Raw genomic sequence first — 14,728 nt, 5'->3', positions numbered from 1 at the left:
GGGCCGCGCAGCGGCGCGCCCAGCGCCGATGGATCCCCGCCGATGCGGGCAATGCCGGCCGCGAGCGTTTCGCCCTCGGGGTTGCGGGCCTGCAGCATGTCCGCGGTCAATTGGCCGCAGAGCGCGCGGCTGCCCACGCAAGAGATACCGTAGTCGCTGGGTTCCTCGGACAGGAAGTCGATGACCTCGAAGGGGTGTTCCAGCTGGACGCCGTGTTCGCGCAGCGTGTGGGCAACCTCGATGCCGGCCAGCACGCCGATGATGCCGTCGAACCGGCCGCCGGCCATGACGGTGTCGCAGTGCGAGCCGGTCGCGATGGGCTTGCGCGCCGGATCGCGTCCGGCCAGCGTGCCGACCAGGTTGCCGCCGGCGTCCAGGCGGGTAGTGAGGCCAGCGGCTTCGAATTCACCGCGCAGCCAGGCGCGCGCTTCGTCAAACAGCGGCGAGAACGCGCGGCGCGTCCAGGGCACATCGGGCAGGGTGAATCGGGACAGGGTTTCGACGCGGGCCCAGAGGCGCTCGGCGTTCAGGGGAGGAAAAGCGTGTGGCATGAGACTTCCTGAAATTGCGCAGGGAATTATGGCATGCGCGCATTCAGGCTTTCGCGGATTTCCTGGCCGAACGGCTGGACGCCTAGCGCTTCGCGCGCCAGGCAGGGTCGCGTTTTTCCAGGAAAGCGCTGACGCCTTCGCGGGCTTCATCCGTGCTGCGCACGGCCGCGATGCGTTCCACCGTGTCGGCGATGAGTGCGGCGTCGATGTCTTGGCCGGCGAAGTCGCGCACCAGCCTTTTGCTGGCCTGCACCGCGCCAGGGCCGTTGTCGCAAAGGGCGAGGCACAAGGCCTCGGCGTGACGGGGCAGATCGGCCAGTGGCACGACGTCATGCACCAGGCCCAACCGGAAAGCGGTTGCGGCGTCGAAGCGTTCGGCGGTCAGGAAATAGCGGTTGGCCGCGCGCTCGCCCATGGCGCGCAGCACATAGGGGCTGATGGTGGCGGGCAAGAGTCCCAGCCGTGTTTCGGACAGGCAGAAGTGCGCGCTGTCCGCGGCGATGGCGATGTCGCAGGCCGACACCAGGCCCATGCCGCCGGCATAGGCGTCGCCGTTGACGCAGGCCACGACCGGCTTGGGGCAAGACCAGATCGTGTGCAGCATACGAGCCAGTTTTGCGGCGTCGGCGCGATTCTCGGCATCAGTCAGCGTGGCCATCTTGCGCATCCAGTTCAGGTCGCCGCCGGCGCAAAACGCCTTGCCAGCGCCGGTCAGCAACAGTACGCGCACGGCGGGATCTTCCACTGCCGCCTGCACGGCGCCGGTCAGGGCGGCGATCAGCGTGTCGTCGAACGCGTTGCGCATGTCCGGGCGGTTCAGCGTCAGGCGGGCGATGGGGCCGTCGTGGGCGATATCCAGTGGGGCAGGCGTGTCCATTCCTGGTCTCCAGTTTTCTTGATTCAGGCTCAATAAAGGCAAAGCGACTGTCGAGCGATTCTAGGGCGAAATTTCCTGTCCGGCCACACCCAAATCGGATAAGTATTGAGTTATCCTCAAAAAAATAATGGAGTGAGACATGAGCCAGAACAGGGCTGCCGCGGCGGCCTCCCAGCGCTATGCGTCGGTATTCCGACCCGGACTGTACGAAGGCAAGACCATACTTGTGACGGGCGGCGGCAGCGGTCTGGGCCGCTGCACCGCGCATGAGCTTGCATCACTAGGCGCGAGCCTGGCGCTGGTCGGACGCAAGCCGGAGAAACTGCAGGCGGCGCAGGATGAAATCGCGCGGATCTATCCCGAGGCCGCCGGGCGCATCAGCCTGCATGCCTGCGACATTCGCGATGAGGCCGGGGTGCGCGGCGCGGTCGCCGAAGCGCTGGCGCGGCATGGCGCCATCGACGGCCTGTTCAATTGCGCGGGCGGACAATTTCCCGCGCCGCTGGAACGCATCAGCTCCAACGGCTGGAACGCCGTGGTGCAGAACAATCTGCACGGCACGTTCCTGATGTCGCGCGAGGTCTATACCCAGCACATGCGCCAGCACGGCGGCGCCATTGTGAACATGCTGGCCGATATCTGGGGCGGCATGCCGGGCATGGGGCATTCCGGCGCGGCGCGCGCCGGGGTCTGGAACCTGACCGAAACCGCCGCCTGCGAATGGGCCCACGCCGGCGTGCGGGTCAACGCCGTGGCGCCGGGCTGGATCGCGTCCAGCGGCATGGATAGCTACGACGATGCCTACCGCGCCGTGCTGCGTGAACTCAGGACCAAAGTGCCGCTGCAACGCTTCGGTACCGAGGCCGAGCTGGCGGCGGCGGTGGTGTTCCTGCTGTCGCCAGCGGCCGCCTTCATCAACGGCAGCGTCATCCGCGTGGATGGCGGCGTGCCCAACGCCCGCCATTCCTGGACCTTGCCGCCCGCGGAGCGGGGAGAAACCTACAACGGCTTTCCTCAGTACGAGCCGCCGTCCTTGTTTTCCGACGATTGAAGCCTATGCAGGGCGTCCCGTACCTCTCCGCGGAACCGGGCCAGCGCCAGCGCGTCCTGCGCGGGCGGTTGCAGCGCCTGCCACAGAAAGCCGACCAGCTGGTCGGCGGTAGCCGTCACGTCCACCCGGGCGCCGCGCAGGATGGCGTCCCACAGCACGTGCTCCATCGGCCCGTAGACCGCCGAGCGCAGCAGCCGCAGCGGCATGTCGCGGCGTATGTCGCCATCGGCCTGGCCCTGGGCCAGGATGCGCATCAGGGGCGCGGTGTAGCGGCGCTGCAGGCCGGCGTAGACCTCGCCGAAATCGTCATTGCGGGCGCGCCCTTCCGACAGGATGAAGGCGCACAGGCCGGTCCCTTCCGCCAACAGGTGGCGCAAATGCGCGTGCACCAGATAATGCAGCTGGGCCCGGGCGCCATGCACGTGGGGCAGGCTGTCCTCGACCTTGGCGATGATTTCGTCGTACCAGTCGCTGATCACCCGTACGCAGAGTTCGCGCTTGCCGCCAAAGTAGGTGAATACCGTGGCTTCGGACACGCCCAGGCGCTGCGCGATCTCGGTGGCGGTGGCCGCCTGGAAGCCCGCTTCGGAAAAGACCTGGCGGGCAACGCGCAGGATGTCGCGGATGCGCTGTTCGGATTTGGCGCTTGCCGGCGGGCGGCGCATCGGGACGGTGGCGGCTTTTTCCATGCGGCGGGGAAGGGGGCTGCGAGTGGGCGGGGCTTATTATTGAGCCAGGGTCAAGTTTGAGGCAAGACGTTACATCGCCGGCGCCTGGCGCCGGCGCGTTCGACAACAACATCAGAGACAAACCATGCTGTCCAGAGCCGATTCCTACACGCAGCTAGCGTCCCAGTTCCAATGGCAAGTGCCCGAGTCCTACAACATCGGCGTCGACGCCTGCGACAAGTGGGCCGATGGCAGCGGCCGCCTGGCGCTGATCTACGAAAAGAGCGACGGCGCGCAGTCGCGCTATACCTTCGATGAGATCAAGGCGCTATCCAACCGCCTGGCGCACAGCCTGGGACGCCACGGCGTCAAGCGTGGCGACCGCGTGGCCGTCTATCTGCCGCAGGCGCCCGAGACGGCGGTCACTCATATCGCGGTGTACAAGATGGGCGCGGTGGCAGTGCCGCTGTTCACGCTGTTCGGCGTGGACGCCATCCAGTACCGCCTGGCCAACAGCGGCGCGGCCGCCCTGGTGACCGATGCCGAAGGTTGCCGCAAGCTGCGCGAGATCCGCGCCAGCCTGCCCGACCTGAAGGTCGTGTACTGCATCGACGAGGACTGCCCGGACGGCGCTGTGCCTTTTCATGCCGCCCTGGCGGCCGAATCGGCCGACTACACGCCGGTGGCGACGGCGGCCGACGACCCGGCCGTGATCATCTATACCTCGGGCACCACAGGCAAACCGAAAGGCGCGCTGCACGCGCACCGGGTATTGCTGGGCCACCTGCCGGGCGTGGAAATGTCGCATGAGTTCTTCCCGGAGAACGCCGCGCTGATGTGGACGCCGGCCGACTGGGCCTGGATCGGCGGCTTGCTGGACGTGTTGCTGCCGGCCTGGCACCACGGGGTGCCGGTGCTGGCGCGCCGCTTCGAGAAATTCGATGGCGCCAGCGCCTTCGAGCTGATGGCGCGCCACGGCGTGACGCACACCTTCCTGCCGCCCACGGCCCTGAAGATGATGCGCGGGACCGAACTGCCGGCCGGAGCGGGGGGGCTGGCGCTGCGCTCGGTCGCCAGCGGCGGCGAGTCGCTGGGGGCGGAACTCATCGACTGGGGCCGGCGCGTGCTGGGCGTGACCATCAACGAGTTCTACGGCCAGACCGAGTGCAACATGCTGGTGTCGTCCTGCTCGTCCCTGTTCGACCCCTGCATCGGCGCCATCGGCCGCGCCGCGCCCGGCCATCGCGTTGCTATTGTGGATGACCGGGGCGTCGAAGTGGCGGATGGACAGGAAGGCAATATCGGCGTACTGCGGCCCGATCCCGTGATGTTCCTGGGCTACTGGAACAACCCCGAAGCCACCGCCGAAAAATTCGCGGGCGACTACCTGCTGACTGGCGACCAGGGCGTGCGCGATGCGCAGGGTTTCATCCGCTTCGTCGGCCGCAACGACGACGTCATCACCAGCGCAGGCTATCGCATCGGCCCGGGCCCCATCGAGGATTGCCTGATCGGCCACCCGGCGGTGCGCATGGCGGCGGTGGTGGGCGTGCCGGACGCCCAGCGCACCGAGATCGTGATGGCCTATGTGGTACTGAACGAAGGATATGAAGGCGATGACGCGCTGGTCAAGGACCTGCAGGCCCACGTGCGCAAGCGCCTGGCGGCCCATGAGTATCCGCGCGCGATCCGTTTTGTAACCAGTTTGCCGACCACCGCGACCGGCAAGATCATCCGTCGCGAGCTGCGCGATGGCAGCTACCTCTGACGCGTCTCAACCGGTGACAATGTCGTCCAAGAGGATGGGTTGACGGGCAACCCGCCGCTGCAAGTATGATGGCGCAAATTGATACGGCCCCATGCCAATTGGGGCCGTATCACCATTAGCCTTACTAGTATGGAGATGAACCCCGATGAATAAGCCTTTGGATGGGGGATTGGCAGCCTTGAATGTGCCTGCCTATGTGAAGCACCGCGGCCTGATCGACTGGGTCGCCAGCTTCGTGGCGCTGGCCAAGCCTGACCAGGTCGTGTGGTGCGACGGTTCCCAGGAAGAATACGACCGGCTGTGCGAGCAGATGGTCCAGTCGGGGACCATGCGCAGGCTGAACCCCGCCAAGCGGCCTAATTCCTTCCTGGCGTGCTCGGATCCTTCCGACGTCGCCCGCGTGGAGGACCGCACCTTCATTTGTTCCGACCGCGCCGAAGACGCCGGTCCGACCAACAACTGGGCCGAGCCCGCCGCCATGCGCGAAACGCTCAACGGCCTGTTCGACGGCGCCATGCGCGGCCGCACGCTGTACGTGGTGCCGTTCTCGATGGGGCCCCTGGGTTCGGACATCGCCCACATCGGCGTGGAACTGTCCGACAGCCCCTACGTGGCCGTGAATATGCGCATCATGACGCGCATGGGCAAGCAGGTATACGACGTGCTGGGCGCCGACGGCGATTTCGTGCCGTGTGTGCATTCCGTGGGCAAGCCGCTGGCGCAGGGCGAGGCCGACGTGGCCTGGCCTTGCAACCCGACCAAGTACATCGTTCATTTCCCCAAGACCCGCGAGATCTGGAGCTTCGGCTCGGGCTACGGCGGCAACGCGCTGCTGGGCAAGAAATGCTTCGCACTGCGCATCGCGTCCACCATGGGCCGCGACCAGGGCTGGCTGGCCGAGCACATGCTCATTCTGGGCGTGACCTCGCCCAAGGGCCGCAAGTATCACGTGGCGGCGGCGTTCCCCTCGGCCTGCGGCAAGACCAACTTCGCCATGCTGATCCCGCCCCAAGGCATGGACGGCTGGAAGGTCACGACCATCGGCGACGACATCGCCTGGATCAAGCCGGGCAAGGACGGCCGCCTGCATGCCATCAACCCGGAAGCCGGCTATTTCGGCGTGGCCCCGGGCACCAGCGAGCAGACCAACTTCAACGCCATGGCCACGCTCAAGGCCAACGTCATTTTCACCAACGTGGCGCTCACCGATGACGGCGACGTCTGGTGGGAGGGCATGACGGACGAGCCGCCGGCGCACCTGATCGACTGGCAGGGCCAGGACTGGACGCCCGCCATCGCGCGCGAAACCGGCCGCAAGGCCGCGCACCCGAACGCGCGCTTCACCGCGCCGGCCGCGCAATGCCCGTCCATCGACCCCGAATGGGAAAACCCGCAAGGCGTGGTCATCGACGCCTTCATCTTCGGCGGTCGTCGTTCCACCACCGTGCCGCTGGTCACCGAAGCCCGCAACTGGGTCGAAGGTGTCTACATGGCTGCCACCATGGGCTCCGAAACCACCGCCGCGGCGGCAGGCCAGCAGGGCGTGGTGCGCCGCGATCCCTTCGCCATGCTGCCGTTCTGCGGCTACAACATGAGCGACTACTTCAGCCACTGGCTGAAGCTGGGCAAGCAACTGGAAGCCGCTGGGGCCACCCTGCCGCGCATCTACTGCGTCAACTGGTTCCGCAAGGGCCCGGACGGCAAGTTCGTCTGGCCCGGCTTTGGCGACAACATGCGCGTGCTGCGCTGGATGCTGGGTCGCATCGACGGCCAGTCCAAGGGCGTGGATCAGGTGTTCGGCATTTCCCCGAGCTACCAGGACATCGATTGGACGGGCCTGGAATTCAGCCCGGACAAGTTCGAGCAGGTCATGTCCGTGGATGCCGCGGCATGGCGCGACGAACTGGCGCTGCACCAGGAACTGTTCGCCCAGTTGAAGCAGGGCTTGCCTGACGATCTGCCGGCCACCAAGGCCAGCATCGAAGGGCGCCTGGCGGCCTGAGGCCGGGCGTCCGACGTGCCGGGATTGCGCGCCGCATGCGGCGCGTATTCCCGGTGGCGCCGGATGTCGCAGCAACGATGAAACTCGACGCCGACGATCTCGCCAAGATCAGTTCCCTGACTCTCGCGCACTACCAGGAGAACGCCGAGTCGTTCGAGGCCGGCACGCGCGATCACGACGTCAGCCAGAACATCGCGGCGCTCTTGCGCCATATCGAAGGCGACCCTCCCTATGACATCCTGGACTTCGGATGCGGGCCGGGTCGCGACCTCAAGACCTTCGCCGCCCGGGGCACCGACCCGTGGGCCTGGACGGCACGCCGCGCTTTGTCGAGATGGCGCGGCAGGCCAGCGGCTGCGAAGTCTGGCAGCAGGACTTCCTGCGTCTGGCGCTGCCGTCGGAACGATTTGACGGTATCTATGCCAATGCCGCCCTGTTCCACGTGCCCGGCCAGGAGTTGCCCCAGGTGCTGCAGGCCTTGCGCGGCGCGCTGCGGCCGCGTGGCGTGCTGTTCAGCTCCAATCCGCGGGGCGGCAACCAGGAAGGCTGGAACCGCGGACGCTACGGCGCCTACCACGACCTGGACGGTTGGCGCGCGCTGATGACCGCCGCCGGCTTCGAGGAACTAGAGCACTACTACCGGCCGTCTGGCCTGCCGCGCGAGCAGCAGCCCTGGCTGGCCAGCGTCTGGCGGCGCGCGGCGTAGTTCAGGCGGCCTGTATCGTCCAGGGCGCGTCCGGCAGGTCCACGATTTCGCAATCCACCGCGGGGCCTGCGCGTTCCAGCACGGCGAACTCACCCTCGGCCAGCGCCATCAGGGGGTGATGCCAGACGTCCCTGCGCAGCGTGATGCCCATGCCAGCGCCCGCCATAAAAGCTTGCAGCGTCGCCAGGTCGGGCGCGTCCGCGCCCAACGCGACCAGCACCACATACCGTGTGCCGGCCAGCGGCAGGAAGGTCTGGCTGCCCAGCCGGTGGCGTTCCAGCATGCGCGCGGCAAAAGGCAGGGTGATCGCCTGCGCGCGGAAAACCGCGAGCGATGGACGGCCGCCCGCGTCCACGATGTCGGGATCGCCCATTTCGACGCGCAGCGAAGTGCCCGCATTGATGGCGCGGCCCGCGCGGCCTGCGCTGCTGATGACCTCGCCATAAGGCGCAAAGGCGGCGGCGGTCAGCGGTTGCGCGGTCAGGATCCGGGCACTCATCAGAAGTTGATCCCCAGCCATTCGCGCACCTGTTCGTGCAGGTCGCCGGCGAAGTCCTCGGGTGAGCCGGAGGCGGTGATTTCGCCCAGGCTCAGCACGTAGATGTGGTTGGACATGGACACGACCCGGCGTACGTTGTGGTCCACCAGCAGGATACCCATGCCTGCGTCGGCGAATGCGCGGATCCACTGGAACACCTCGGCCGCCACGCGCGGCGCCAGCCCGATGCTGGGTTCGTCGATCAGGCAGACTTCCGGCTGCACCATGTAGGCCTTGGCGAACTCCAGCGACTTTTGCTGGCCGCCCGACAGGTTGCCGGCCTGGTCCTTGAGCTTTTGCTTGAGCACCGGAAAGCGCTCCAGCGTATCCGAGTAGCGCGCTTCCAGGACGCCGCCGTAGCGCTTGCGCCGGCCCTCCAGCGGCAGGCGCAGGTTCTCCTCCACCGTGAGGTAGGGAAAGAGACTGGATTCCTGCGGAATGTACCAAAGGCCGTCGTCGATCATGCGGTGCGGCGGTTGGCCCGAGATGTCGCGCCCGGCACGCGTCACGCGGCCGGACTTCGGCCGCAGGAAGCCGCAGATCGCCTTCATCAACGTGGACTTGCCCGCGCCGTTCAGGCCGATCAGGCCGCTGATGCGACCGGCCTGGACCGTGAGCGAGACGTTGCGCAGCACGTCGATGTCGCCCATGTAGCCGGCGGTGACGCCTTCCATGGCCAGCAGCGAGTCAGGCATGGCTTTGCTCCTCTTGTCCCTCTTCGCCAAGATAAGCCTCGATCACCTCGGGCGCGCGCAGCACCTCTTGCGTCGGGCCATCGGCCAACACCCGGCCGGCGTTCATGCACACCGAACGCGGGCACAGGTCCACCACCACCGGCATGTCATGGCTGACCAGGATGAACGCCTGGCCGCTCTGGTTGCGGCGGCGGATGAATTCCGACATGGTTTCCTTCATGACCGGGTGGACCGCGGCGAAAGGCTCGTCCAGCAATGCGATGCGCGGCGGCACCATGAAGCAGGCGCCGAACTCCAGCAGTTTTTTCTGTCCGCCCGACAATTGCCCGGCGTCCAGGTGCATGACATGCGCAAGCTTCAATTCGTTCAGCAGTTCCAGCGCGCGCCGGCTGGCGGCTGCCTCCGCCAGGCCCATGGCCAGCCCGCACACGATCAGGTTGTCGTAGGCGCTGACGCGGTTAAAGACGCGGGTCATCTGGAACATGCGCAGCACACCCAGCCGGGTCAGCTGGGTGGGGTTCAGGCCCATGACGCTGCGGCCATCCAGGCGCACCTCGCCCGCGTCCGCCGCGAGGTGGCCGGACAGGACGTTGAGCAGGGTGGTTTTGCCGGAGCCGTTGGGGCCTATCAGCCCCAGCAGCTCGCCGTCGGCGACGTCCATGCCCGCGCCGTTCACGGCGAGCAGTCCGCCGAAGCGTTTCTGTATTCCGGAGATCTGCAGCAATGCCATCAGGCCCCCCTGGCGCTGGCGTTGGCGCCGGCCGAGCGGCGCAGGGCGGCGCGGCGCGCCAGTCCCCACAACCCCTCGCGGAAGAAGCGCGCGAAGATGATTACCAGCAGCGCGAAGACGATCATCTGGATATTGCCCGCGTCGCGCAGCAATTCGGAGGCGACATACACCAGCACCGCGCCCAGCAGCGGTCCGACCAGCGTGCCCATGCCGCCTATCACGACCATGGCGATAACCATGCCGGTCTGCGTCACGATGCCCAGTTCCGGGCTGACCAGTTGCGCGAAGGTGCCGTACAGGCCGCCGGCGAAGCCGCAGATGGCGCAACTGATCAGGAAGGCCAGCGTCTTGTAGCGCACCACGTCGATGCCCCGGCTGGCGGCGCCGATCTCATCGTCGCGGATGGCCTGCAGGAAACGGCCAGGCCGCGCCCGCAGCAGCAGGTAGATCAGCAGCGTGATTGCCGCCAGCGCGGCCAGGAACAGGTAGTAATTGCCCACCCGGCTTTCCAGCAGCGCGGGCACGTGCAGGCCCTGGTCGCCGCGAGTGAAATCGATGGAGTTGTAGATCACCAGGCGCACGATCTCGGCGAAGGACAGGGTGGTCAACGCCAGATAGGGGCCGGACAGCCGCAGGACGATGCGGCCCAGTGCCAGTCCGACCAATCCCGGCAGCACGGCCGACAGCGGCAGCCCCAGCCACAGGGGCACGCCCCAATGGAAGGCAAGCAGGCCGGTGGTGTAGCCGCCCAGCATGGCAAAGGCGGCCGGCGCCAGCGAGAACTGCCCCGCGTAGCCGGCCAGCAGGTTCCAGCCGCAGGCCAGCATCGCGAAGTACATGCTGACGATCAGCACGCCCAGCCAGTACGGCGAGGACACGCCCAGGGGCAGTAGCGCCAGCACGGCCAGGAACACAAGCGACAACCGCATTTCCTGGGTCAGCTTGTTGGCGAGCAGATTGGGATGGGCTAGCGGTTCCATGGTCAGACCTCCCGCGCGCGTTCGCCGAACAGGCCCTTGGGCCGGAACAGCAGGATCAGGATCAGGAGCGCCAACCCGAAGGTGTCGCGGTAGTCATACGACAGGTAGACCGCGCCGAAGCTCTCCAGCACGCCCAGCGCAAGCGCGGCCACGATACTGCCCGGGATCGAGCCCATGCCTCCGATGACGACGATCACATAGGATTTGATCGCCGGAAACGCGCCCACGTCTGGCGCGGGGTTGATGACTGGCGCGAGCAGCGCGCCGGCCAGCGCCGCCAGCACGCCGGAAGCCATGAAGATGATGCTGCTGGCGCGCGCCGTGTCGATGCCGGCGATGGATGCGCCCAGCCGGTTCTGCGCCACCGCCTGCACCTGCCGTCCCCACAGCGAACGCTTGATGAAGAGCGCCAGCGCCACCAGCAGCACGATGGACAGGCCGGCGGTGATCAGCTTCTGGCCGCTCATCATGAAGGGACCGACGGCCATGCGCGTCACGTCCGAGAGCGCCGGGCCGCGCATGGGGTAGGGGCCCACGACCTTGTCGACCAGGTTGATAAGCAGCAGCGACAGGCCGAAAGTGACCACCACCGCGTATTCATCCTTCATCAGGCCCCAGGAACCATAGCCCGCATACAGCGGGCGCATCAGCCAGCGTTCCGTGGCCCAGCCCAGGAGCGCCCCGGCCGCCGCAGCCACCGGCAGCGCCAGCCACGGCGGCACGCCCAGGGCCAGCGAGACCAAGGTGTATGTGTAGGCCCCGATCATGTAGAACTCGCCGTGGGCAAAGTTCACGACCTTCAGGATGCCGAAGATCATGGTCAAGCCGACCGCCATCAGCGCGTAGTACAGGCCGATGATCAGGCCATTGACGAACAAGTCCAATGCCAGCACTCGATTCTCCCTGGCGCCGGGGCCAGGCCCCGGCGTGTTGCGGTCATGCTGTGGAGGCGATCCGGTCCTTTTTGCCGCCGCGCCACCCCAAGGCGAAAAGCGCCCCCTCGGGGGGCTGCAAGCCGAAGGCGCGGCGTGGGGGCACCGTTACTTGGCAGGCTTGACGAGTTTGTCGACCTGCAGCGGCTGTCCGCTAGCCTGAATCAGCGTGGTCTTGCTCAGAGGCTGGTCCACTTCGGTCAACTGGTAAGTGACATAGGGAATGTCGACCCACTGCTGGTAGGTGTAGCCCGGCTGTTGAGAAAAGCCGAACTTGCCGCGCACGCCTTCGAACTGCATGCCCTGCAGCGCTTTGATGATGGCGGCGCTGTCGGTGGACTTGGCCTCTTCGATGGCGCGCGCAATCAGCAGCACCGAATCCGCAGCCTGGAAGATCAGGCGGTTGGGCTCGGTCTTGGCCTGCTTCTGGTAGGTGGCGGCCACGTCCATGCCGAGTTGCGGCATGGGCATCTGCGGGTGATACAGGCCGAAGGCCAGCATGTACTTGCCAGCTTCCTTCACGTTCTTCCAGAAGTCGGGATAGTCGGCGATGCCGGCGCCGTCGTAGAACCAGGTCTTGGCGCTGGGCGCCACGCCCTGTTCATACAGCTGATTCATCAGGATGTAGGCCGCCGGCGGCAACATGATGTTGACCACCAGATCCGGCGGACTGCCGCGCAAGGGGAGCACGGCCGGCGTGAAATCCTTGCCGGCCCGGTCCAGCGCCACGTATTTATATTGGGTCTGCGGCGCGGCCTTCTTCAGGAATTCGCCCAGCAGCTTGGCCTGGCCGATGCCGTAGTCGGTGTTCTCGGCAAAGGCCACCACGCTTTTGACCTTCAGCGCGGCGATGGTGTCAGCCATGGCGCTGGAGACGCGGGTGTTGTAGTTGGCCGGATTGAAGACTTCCGGATAGCCCTTGGCGCGCACATCGTCCGACCAGCAATTGGTGTTGACGTAGGGCACCTTGTAGCGGTGCGCGACTTCGATCTCTGCCAGGCAGACCGAGCTCTGGTGTCCACCCGTCACGGCCACGACCTTGTCGCGCGAGATCAATTTCTCGGCTGCCGCGCGGCCCTTTTCCGGAATGCCCTGGTTGTCTTCATAGACGATCTTCAGCGGCCGGCCCAGCACGCCGCCCTTGTCGTTGATCATCTTGGCGATGATTTCCACCCCGTCTTTCACCTGGGTGCCTTGCACCACCGAGCCGGGCGGAGATTGCGCGATGCTGACACCGATGACGACAGGATCGGCGCCATGAGCGGCAGAGGCAAGAACGACCGCGGATACGGCTGCGGCTAAGCGGAGCAGTTTCATCGTGGTTTCCTTTTGGAAAGGATCTGCGGCGATGCCGCCACTCGCGCGGGCGAAGCGTCGGCGGGCGGGAAGTCTGCTTGTTTGTAATCCTGTAGTACCGGTCTGACCAGTTAGGGGTTTCCAGCATGCAAGCCCAGGCCCGTGCCCGCAAGAGCTGGCCCGGGCCGCAAGGCCTTACGCGGCCAGCAGATTCTCCATGCGGGCGGCCGTGTTCAGCACGCGCCAGTCGGCGCCGCGCGCGCCAGCGATCTGCAGGCCCAGCGGCAGGCCATTGCGGCCATTGCCGCAAGGCAGCGTCAACGCAGGCATGCCGGTGAGGTTGAAGGGCATGGTCAGCCCGGTGACGGCCGTGTGCAGCGGCACTTCGCGGCCGGCCAGGGACACCGCGCCCGCGCCAGAGCGCGGCGGTTCGATGCGCAGCGTGGGGGTGACCAGCACATCCACCGACTGCATCGCCTGGTCGAACATGCGCGCCAGCGCGGCGCGGCCGCGTTGCGCCCGCGCGTACCAGGCGGCCGGGAAGAACTGGCCGATTTCAAGGCGCACGCGCACGTCGTCGCCCAGGGTCTCGGGTTGGTCGACCAACCGGCGCCAGTGCAGGTCAGTGGCTTCGCTGCAGAGAGTGGCGAACTGTAGCGCCGCGCTGTGTTCGACGCCGGGCAGGTCTAGGGGGACCAGCGTGGCGCCGTCGGCCTGCATCAGGGCCAGTGCGCGGTTGACCGCCTGCGCCACGTCTTCCGCCAGCGGGTCGTAGAAATAATTGCGCGGCACGCCCACGCGCAGGCCCGTGAGCGCGCCGGCGCTGACGGTTCGTTCGGCCTGGCCCGACATGATGGAATAGGCCAGGGCGGCGTCCGCCACGCTGGCGGCGATGGGCCCCAGGTGGTCCAGGCTCGCGCCCAGCGCCTGGGCGCCGTCGCGCGGAATGGCGTCGAAGGTGGGCTTGAAGCCCACCACGCCGCAGCAGGCGGCGGGTATGCGGATGGAGCCGGCGGTGTCGGTGCCCACTGCCAGGCGTACGATGCCGGCAGCCACCGCCGCGGCCGAGCCGCCGCTGGAACCGCCGGCGGTGTAGCCCGGCTCGCGCGGGTTGCCCACCCAGCCGTAGTGGGGGTTTTCGCTGGTGATCCCGTAGGCCAGTTCATGCAGATTGGCGGTGCCCACAACCAGGGCGCCGGCCTCGCGCAGCCGTGCCACCGCCAGCGCATCGCGCAGGGCAGGCGGCGGCTTCAGTCCGCCGCTGCCGTTGGTCTGGGGAAAGCCCGCGACCTGCATCAGGTCCTTGACGGCGATTGGCACGCCCATCAACGGCATGGCCGCGCCTTCGCGCAGCTTGCGCGCGGCGGCTGCGGCGGCGCCGTCCAGCGCCGGCGTGTCGGACAGGCTGATGAAGGCGTTCAGGCCGGCCTGCTGGCGCGCCGCTGCCAGCGCGGCCTTGGCGGCATCGGCCCCGCGCGTCGGGTCCTCGCGGCATTCGCGCGCGATGGCGGCGATGCCGCGCGCATGCCGCGATACGGCGACACCCCGGCCGGCCTGGGCCGCGGGCAATCGTTCGGCCGGCGCGGCCGGCGGCGGCGCCAGATAGCCCAGCTCCGTGTCCGGCGCAAGCGTGTCCAGCACGGCCAGTTCGGGCAGGTTGACGCGCAGGCGGTCGAGCCAGGCCTGGCGGCGTTCGGAATAGGGGTAGTCGGCCAGTCGGGCCATGGCGTCGACGGCGCGGGCAAATCGGTCGTAGAGATCGGTCATGAGCGGCGATTTGAGCAAGAAAGGGCGTGGGGCCGCGGGCGTGCCGGGGCGCTTTGCAGTACGGCGTTATCCTAACCGGTCAGACCAGTTGAATGTCATAATGCCCAGGCAGTATATGGCTGTCAACGCCAACCGGGGCGGCCGCCGCGCGCCCATGCCTTGAGAAT

At 67.1% G+C, this 14,728-nt stretch carries 13 protein-coding genes and 1 pseudogene; 4 read left to right on the top strand and 10 right to left on the bottom strand.

Features of this window, described 5'->3' with window-relative positions; genetic code table 11:
* Together CEY08_RS28845 and CEY08_RS28840 are read right to left on the bottom strand one after the other, a co-directional pair.
* On the bottom strand, positions 1-551 hold a 551-nt coding region (locus CEY08_RS28845), incomplete at its 3' end, for a M28 family peptidase (protein ID WP_141099901.1).
* 82 nt (positions 552-633) lie between these two features.
* A complete protein-coding gene (locus CEY08_RS28840; protein ID WP_042793048.1) occupies positions 634-1,428 on the bottom strand; it encodes an enoyl-CoA hydratase/isomerase family protein in 795 nt (264 codons plus the stop codon).
* A gap of 139 nt (positions 1,429-1,567) precedes the next feature.
* Between CEY08_RS28840 and CEY08_RS28835 the strand changes: the two genes are divergently transcribed.
* On the top strand, positions 1,568-2,479 hold the full coding sequence (locus tag CEY08_RS28835) for an SDR family oxidoreductase (protein ID WP_063642647.1): 912 nt from the start codon (positions 1,568-1,570) through the stop codon (positions 2,477-2,479).
* On the opposite strand, the gene CEY08_RS28830 is transcribed toward CEY08_RS28835, so the two are convergent.
* Positions 2,443-3,168 carry a TetR/AcrR family transcriptional regulator gene (locus tag CEY08_RS28830; RefSeq protein WP_076812639.1) on the bottom strand — a complete coding sequence of 242 codons (726 nt, stop codon included), beginning with the start codon at positions 3,166-3,168 and terminating at the stop codon, positions 2,443-2,445. The two genes, CEY08_RS28835 and CEY08_RS28830, sit on opposite strands and share 37 nt — an antisense overlap.
* 124 nt (positions 3,169-3,292) lie before the next feature.
* Here CEY08_RS28830 and CEY08_RS28825 point away from each other — a divergent pair, with 124 nt between their 5' ends.
* The 3 genes and pseudogenes from CEY08_RS28825 (at position 3,293) to CEY08_RS28815 (ending at position 7,623) form a co-directional block, all read left to right on the top strand.
* Complete coding sequence (locus CEY08_RS28825) at positions 3,293-4,915, top strand: acyl-CoA synthetase (protein WP_076812642.1); 1,623 nt, start codon at positions 3,293-3,295, stop codon at positions 4,913-4,915.
* Between the two features lie 145 nt (positions 4,916-5,060).
* Complete coding sequence (locus tag CEY08_RS28820; protein ID WP_076812646.1) at positions 5,061-6,917, top strand: phosphoenolpyruvate carboxykinase (GTP); 1,857 nt, start codon at positions 5,061-5,063, stop codon at positions 6,915-6,917.
* A gap of 77 nt (positions 6,918-6,994) precedes the next feature.
* Positions 6,995-7,623: pseudogene (locus CEY08_RS28815) on the top strand (class I SAM-dependent DNA methyltransferase).
* Position 7,624: 1 nt separating this feature from the next.
* Here CEY08_RS28815 and CEY08_RS28810 read toward each other — a convergent pair.
* The 7 genes from CEY08_RS28810 to CEY08_RS28780 form a co-directional block, all read right to left on the bottom strand.
* On the bottom strand, positions 7,625-8,122 hold the full coding sequence (locus tag CEY08_RS28810) for an ureidoglycolate lyase (RefSeq protein WP_076812649.1): 498 nt from the start codon (positions 8,120-8,122) through the stop codon (positions 7,625-7,627).
* Positions 8,122-8,856, bottom strand: a complete 735-nt coding sequence (locus CEY08_RS28805; protein WP_042793054.1) for an ABC transporter ATP-binding protein — start codon at positions 8,854-8,856, stop codon at positions 8,122-8,124. The genes CEY08_RS28810 and CEY08_RS28805 overlap by 1 nt, the downstream gene beginning before the upstream one ends.
* Positions 8,849-9,586: an ABC transporter ATP-binding protein gene (locus tag CEY08_RS28800; RefSeq protein WP_084738661.1), complete on the bottom strand. Its 738-nt coding sequence runs from the start codon at positions 9,584-9,586 to the stop codon at positions 8,849-8,851. Before CEY08_RS28800 ends, CEY08_RS28805 begins: the two co-directional genes overlap by 8 nt.
* Complete coding sequence (locus CEY08_RS28795) at positions 9,586-10,566, bottom strand: branched-chain amino acid ABC transporter permease (protein WP_042793055.1); 981 nt, start codon at positions 10,564-10,566, stop codon at positions 9,586-9,588. Before CEY08_RS28795 ends, CEY08_RS28800 begins: the two co-directional genes overlap by 1 nt.
* Positions 10,567-10,568: 2 nt before the next feature.
* Positions 10,569-11,459: a branched-chain amino acid ABC transporter permease gene (locus tag CEY08_RS28790; protein WP_082884742.1), complete on the bottom strand. Its 891-nt coding sequence runs from the start codon at positions 11,457-11,459 to the stop codon at positions 10,569-10,571.
* A gap of 147 nt (positions 11,460-11,606) precedes the next feature.
* A complete protein-coding gene (locus CEY08_RS28785) occupies positions 11,607-12,815 on the bottom strand; it encodes an ABC transporter substrate-binding protein (protein WP_076812652.1) in 1,209 nt (402 codons plus the stop codon).
* 174 nt (positions 12,816-12,989) lie between these two features.
* On the bottom strand, positions 12,990-14,561 hold the full coding sequence (locus CEY08_RS28780) for an amidase (protein ID WP_076812654.1): 1,572 nt from the start codon (positions 14,559-14,561) through the stop codon (positions 12,990-12,992).
* Positions 14,562-14,728: the final 167 nt, after the last annotated feature.

Source organism: Achromobacter insolitus, assembly GCF_002209555.1.
GTDB classification, from domain to species: Bacteria; Pseudomonadota; Gammaproteobacteria; order Burkholderiales; family Burkholderiaceae_B; genus Achromobacter; species Achromobacter insolitus.
Note: the sequence above shows the minus strand (reverse complement) of the source record. Positions and strands in the feature narration are given on the sequence as shown.

Bases quoted from the DNA above. Each gene is read 5' to 3' on its own strand.
- CEY08_RS28840 (WP_042793048.1), bottom strand. From the start codon at position 1,428: ATGGACACGCCTGCCCCACTGGATATCGCCCACGACGGCCCCATCGCC.
- CEY08_RS28835 (WP_063642647.1), top strand. From the start codon at position 1,568: ATGAGCCAGAACAGGGCTGCCGCGGCGGCCTCCCAGCGCTATGCGTCG.
- CEY08_RS28830 (WP_076812639.1), bottom strand. From the start codon at position 3,168: ATGGAAAAAGCCGCCACCGTCCCGATGCGCCGCCCGCCGGCAAGCGCC.
- CEY08_RS28825 (WP_076812642.1), top strand. From the start codon at position 3,293: ATGCTGTCCAGAGCCGATTCCTACACGCAGCTAGCGTCCCAGTTCCAA.
- CEY08_RS28820 (WP_076812646.1), top strand. From the start codon at position 5,061: ATGAATAAGCCTTTGGATGGGGGATTGGCAGCCTTGAATGTGCCTGCC.
- CEY08_RS28810 (WP_076812649.1), bottom strand. From the start codon at position 8,122: ATGAGTGCCCGGATCCTGACCGCGCAACCGCTGACCGCCGCCGCCTTT.
- CEY08_RS28805 (WP_042793054.1), bottom strand. From the start codon at position 8,856: ATGCCTGACTCGCTGCTGGCCATGGAAGGCGTCACCGCCGGCTACATG.
- CEY08_RS28800 (WP_084738661.1), bottom strand. From the start codon at position 9,586: ATGGCATTGCTGCAGATCTCCGGAATACAGAAACGCTTCGGCGGACTG.
- CEY08_RS28795 (WP_042793055.1), bottom strand. From the start codon at position 10,566: ATGGAACCGCTAGCCCATCCCAATCTGCTCGCCAACAAGCTGACCCAG.
- CEY08_RS28785 (WP_076812652.1), bottom strand. From the start codon at position 12,815: ATGAAACTGCTCCGCTTAGCCGCAGCCGTATCCGCGGTCGTTCTTGCC.
- CEY08_RS28780 (WP_076812654.1), bottom strand. From the start codon at position 14,561: ATGACCGATCTCTACGACCGATTTGCCCGCGCCGTCGACGCCATGGCC.